This is a genomic window from Protofrankia sp. Cas8 (assembly GCF_963555845.1).
Lineage (GTDB): Bacteria > Actinomycetota > Actinomycetes > Frankiales > Frankiaceae > Protofrankia.
Window position 1 is genome coordinate 1 of the sequence record NZ_CAUVXI010000145.1, and the last position, 3805, is coordinate 3805.

The 3805-nt window shown below is 67.2% G+C and carries 6 protein-coding genes; 4 read left to right on the plus strand and 2 right to left on the minus strand.

Going from position 1 to position 3805, the window contains the following annotated elements; genetic code table 11:
* The coding region (locus U9977_RS18700; RefSeq protein WP_322750573.1) for a hypothetical protein at positions 1-258 on the plus strand (258 nt) is incomplete at its 5' end.
* Between the two features lie 28 nt (positions 259-286).
* Here the strand turns inward: U9977_RS18700 and U9977_RS18705 are convergent.
* Positions 287-781: an NUDIX domain-containing protein gene (locus U9977_RS18705; protein WP_322750574.1), complete on the minus strand. Its 495-nt coding sequence runs from the start codon at positions 779-781 to the stop codon at positions 287-289.
* The gene (locus U9977_RS18710) at positions 778-1530 is read right to left on the minus strand and encodes a helix-turn-helix domain-containing protein (RefSeq protein ID WP_322750575.1); all 753 of its coding nucleotides are present in this window, start codon (positions 1528-1530) and stop codon (positions 778-780) included. Before U9977_RS18710 ends, U9977_RS18705 begins: the two co-directional genes overlap by 4 nt.
* Positions 1531-1711: 181 nt before the next feature.
* Here U9977_RS18710 and U9977_RS18715 point away from each other — a divergent pair, with 181 nt between their 5' ends.
* The 3 genes from U9977_RS18715 to U9977_RS18725 all read left to right on the plus strand — a co-directional run bounded on the left by U9977_RS18715 (position 1712) and on the right by U9977_RS18725 (position 3629).
* On the plus strand, positions 1712-1861 hold the full coding sequence (locus tag U9977_RS18715; RefSeq protein ID WP_322750576.1) for a hypothetical protein: 150 nt from the start codon (positions 1712-1714) through the stop codon (positions 1859-1861).
* The gene (locus tag U9977_RS18720; protein ID WP_322750577.1) at positions 1858-2505 is read left to right on the plus strand and encodes a hypothetical protein; all 648 of its coding nucleotides are present in this window, start codon (positions 1858-1860) and stop codon (positions 2503-2505) included. The genes U9977_RS18715 and U9977_RS18720 overlap by 4 nt, the downstream gene beginning before the upstream one ends.
* A gap of 203 nt (positions 2506-2708) precedes the next feature.
* Positions 2709-3629, plus strand: a complete 921-nt coding sequence (locus U9977_RS18725; RefSeq protein WP_322750578.1) for an alpha/beta hydrolase — start codon at positions 2709-2711, stop codon at positions 3627-3629.
* Positions 3630-3805 lie beyond the last annotated feature (176 nt).

The following is a 3805-nucleotide window of genomic DNA, read 5'->3' on the forward strand; positions in this document are numbered from 1 at the left end:
GCCCTCACCATCTCCCGGCGGTTGGCGGAGGCCGACCCGGTCAATGTCGGTAAGCAGCGCGACGTCGTGATCTCACTCCTCCAGCTCGGCCAACTCCTATCCGGCACGGGCGACCGCGAACGCGGCCAGGCGCTACTGAACGAGGCGATAGAGATTGCGCGACAGATCGGCCTCGACCTCGGTCTTCCCGAGGACACGGCCCACAGTAATCAGCCGGATCGGCGCCGACGTTGGCCTTTTGGCCGGCGTAGACCATAGCAATCAAGAAGATGTTTCGGGTGGGTGGCTAACCAAGGTAGGGATCGGTCGCGGTGAGAGCGTGGTTGAGCCGGAGCATGATCGCGGGGTGGATTGTGAATCCGGCGATATCTGCTGGTTCTACCCAGAGGACTTCGGATGCCTCGTCGGTTGTGGTGAGGTTGCCGCCAGTCGGAATGGCGCGGAAGCAGATGTTGATGGGTTGGCGGACTTCGCCGTCCGAATATCGGATAACGTGCCTGGGGTCGCTGAAGATGCCGACGAGGCCGGTGATATCGATGTCCAGGCCGGTCTCCTCGCGTGTCTCGCGGACGGCAGCGGCGGCAACGGTCTCGTTCTTCTTCACGCCACCCGTCGGTATTGTCCAGAGGCCGTTGTCCGGGCGTCGCAGGAGGAGGACGCCGCCTGTGTCGTTGCGAACAAAGGCGCTTGCGGACGCCTTTCGGCTTGTTGGCCTGGGCGCTGCCGGGTCGTCCCAGTAGTCGACGCGGCTGGGTTCGGTTTTCTGCTTCCTGTCGCTCACGATGCCCTCTTCTCAGTGGGCAGTGCGTCGCCCGACGGGCGCGCGGACGCCCATACCCGCTCGAAGGATTCGAGATAGGTGTGGAAGAAAGCGCCGTCGACCCGGCGCAGCTGTAGGCACGGCGTATAGGCGGCAAGAATACCGTACACGTGGGTATTGACAATCATTTCGTCGTCGAAGCGATAGATGGAATTGTACAGCGGGGTGTCGTGGAGTCGGATCTGGACGAGGTCCGTGACGACCCGGTAATGGTTGAGGACGGCGTGCACTCGGCCGGTGACACCGCCGCCGATCTGGTGTTCGTCGTCGCGGGCTGCGAGTTGCTTGCCGCTCGGGTCGCCGAGCAACAGACGGACCCTGACGCCCGCTTCGGCCTTCTCGCGGATGGTGGGAATCCACTCCGGGTGTTCTTCGGTGAGGAACAGGCCGGCAAAGGCCAGAAGATCAACACTGCGTTCGGCCTGGCGAAGCAGGTCGGTCCACAGATGGTGGGGTACGTCGCTACGGCGCGGGTAGGCGGCGACAAGCTCGACACCGGCGAGAGCACTGCGGTCGGTGGCCTCGGGCCACAGGTAGCTCTCGTCCTCGCCCAGGAGTTTCGCCACGCGGAACCGGGTGCGCGGGTAGGGGATGCCGCGCCCGGACAGCCACCGTTCGACCGATTTCGCGCTGACCTGGGCGGCTTCAGCCAATGACTCGGCGTCGAGGCCCGCTTTCAGCATCGCGCGTCTGAGCCGCTCGTTGACCATGCAGTCCAGGTTGCCATCGAGGAGCAACTAGAGACAACGACTGGCGCGAAGATGTCTGAAGATGTCTGGCCGTGTAGTAGCGATGGATCGATCACACAATGCAGTCTTCTGTCTACCGGTTCTCCCCAGACCGACGGCAAACCCGCGGCTGACGCCGTTCGACGGGGAAACTCGCCGCAGCGTGACCGAGATCGTGCTCGCATTCGAGAGCGCGGAGGCGGCGGACAGGTTCGCCCGCAGCTCCGGGATCGGCGACTACGCGATCGGGCCTGTCGGGTTCGCGGTGAGCGTGGCGGCTCCGGCTGTCCGCTGGCGGGGCGACACCCGATGAGCGGAGACGGCCAGCCCAGCGCGCACCGGCGATATGCGCTGGCGCTGCTGGCGGCGGACGAGGCCTATGATCGTAACCTGCAGGGTGAGCCCGTGCTGTTCGTCTCCGATCTTCGTCGGGGTCTGCTGGCGGTGCTGGCGTTGACGCCCGAGGCGCTGCTTCGATCCGGCGACGGCGTGACCGAGGGTGAGGCGCTGGCGTTCCTCGCGGGTCAGCGTGCGGCGTTGGACGCGGCTCATACGGCGCTGGCGGCGCAATGGCAGTCCCACAGGTTGCGCCGCCGTGTGCCCCGGGCCACCGCGGCCGACACGGTCGAACCGGGGCGTCTGGTGGTTGTGGACGGTGATGGCGCGGTTGCTATTGGCCAGCGCGGAGCCGGCTGCGCCGGTTGTGCGGCAGGCGGCATGTCGACCATTCCTCTCCACCCATCTTCGATCATCGTAGCTCGCGGGCCGCTCGTCATCCCGGGGGTGACGCGCGATCTTTCGAGGTTTGTGCGATCAACAAGGCCGTTTCCGGCGTACAAACCTCGAAAGATCGCCGGTGGTCGGTGGTCGGTGGTCGGTGGTCGGTGGTCGGTGGCCGGTGGTCGGTGGCCGGTGGCCGGCCAGTCCGCCGCCGGGCCAGGCGCGGTAGGGCCGTGAGCGGTGAGGCCAGCCAGTAGGGCCCCTGCGGGGCGCGGAGGTTGTCCGAGCACCGGATGTGCCGATTCAGGTGACAGATACCCCGTGTTAGGTGAACACTCATCCGCGGTATGAGTGCAGGTCAGGGGCTTTTTGCCCGAATATGGGGGGCGTTCGTGGATCATGAGCTTGCGACTGCGGTTTCTCTGCTACATAGGGTAACGATGGAGGATGCTGGTGCGGTCCGGGCGGCGTCGGGCCGGCTCCTGCTGGAGCGGCCCGCCGATGCCGATGCTGATGTCCTGGCCGGGATCGAGATCGAGGACCGGGTGGTCCCCGGCCCGCCGGGAGCGCCGGACGTCGCGGTCCGCATCTACCGGCCCAAGGGACCCGGTGCGCCGTGGCCCGCTTTGCTGTGGATCAACGGCGGTGGGTTTGCAAGGGGTGGCGCGGGGGGCGGCATCGAAACGGCCCACCCGGACGTCGTGCGGATCTGTGCCAGGGCCGGGGCGGTCGTGGTGGCGCCGAGGTACCGGCTGGCTCCGCAGAACCCGTTCCCGGCGGGTCTTGAGGACTGTTACGCCACCTTGCTGTGGCTGGTCGACCAGGCCGAGGTTCTCGGCATCGACCGCGACCGGGTGGTCGTCGGCGGCGCGAGCGCCGGTGGGGGGCTGGCCGCAGGCCTGGCGCTGCTCGCCCGGGACAGGGGCGGCCCGTCCCTGCGCTACCAGCTCCTGGTGATTCCCGAGCTGGACGACCGGCTGGACACCCCATCCATGATCGAATTCATTGACGCGCCCTTGTGGAACCGGCCGGACGCCATGCTGAGCTGGCGCCACTACCTGGGGCGTTCGGGTGACGCCGCACCCGGCGACGACGTGTCGCCGTACGCGGCGCCGGCCCGCGCCACCGACCTCACCGGCCTGCCACCCGCCTATGTCTCGACCGCCGAGTTCGACCCGCTGCGCGACGAGGGGATCGAATACGCCCTGGCCCTGCTGCGGGCGGGCGTGTCGGTTGAGCTGCACCAGTTCCCGGGGACGTTCCACGGGCCGAACCTGGGGCGTACGGAAGCGGTGTCCAGACGGCAGGAGCGGGAGATCCTCGACGTCCTGCGCCGCGCCCTGCACCCCGTGCGGGTCTGACCGTCGTAGCCGAACCATGATCGTGTGCACCCGTGTGCCGACCCGGCGGTGCGTGGGCCGCCAGCGTGTGCGCTCTTACCCGGCTGGCCGCAACCGCTCGCATGGACCGTGGTCACGAGTGGAAGGTTGACATCCCAGAAAGCTGCAAATCGGACGTGAGATGTACGTCTACCCTG

Bases quoted from the DNA above. Each gene is read 5' to 3' on its own strand.
- U9977_RS18710 (WP_322750575.1), bottom strand. From the start codon at position 1,530: ATGGTCAACGAGCGGCTCAGACGCGCGATGCTGAAAGCGGGCCTCGAC.
- U9977_RS18720 (WP_322750577.1), top strand. From the start codon at position 1,858: ATGAGCGGAGACGGCCAGCCCAGCGCGCACCGGCGATATGCGCTGGCG.
- U9977_RS18725 (WP_322750578.1), top strand. From the start codon at position 2,709: ATGGAGGATGCTGGTGCGGTCCGGGCGGCGTCGGGCCGGCTCCTGCTG.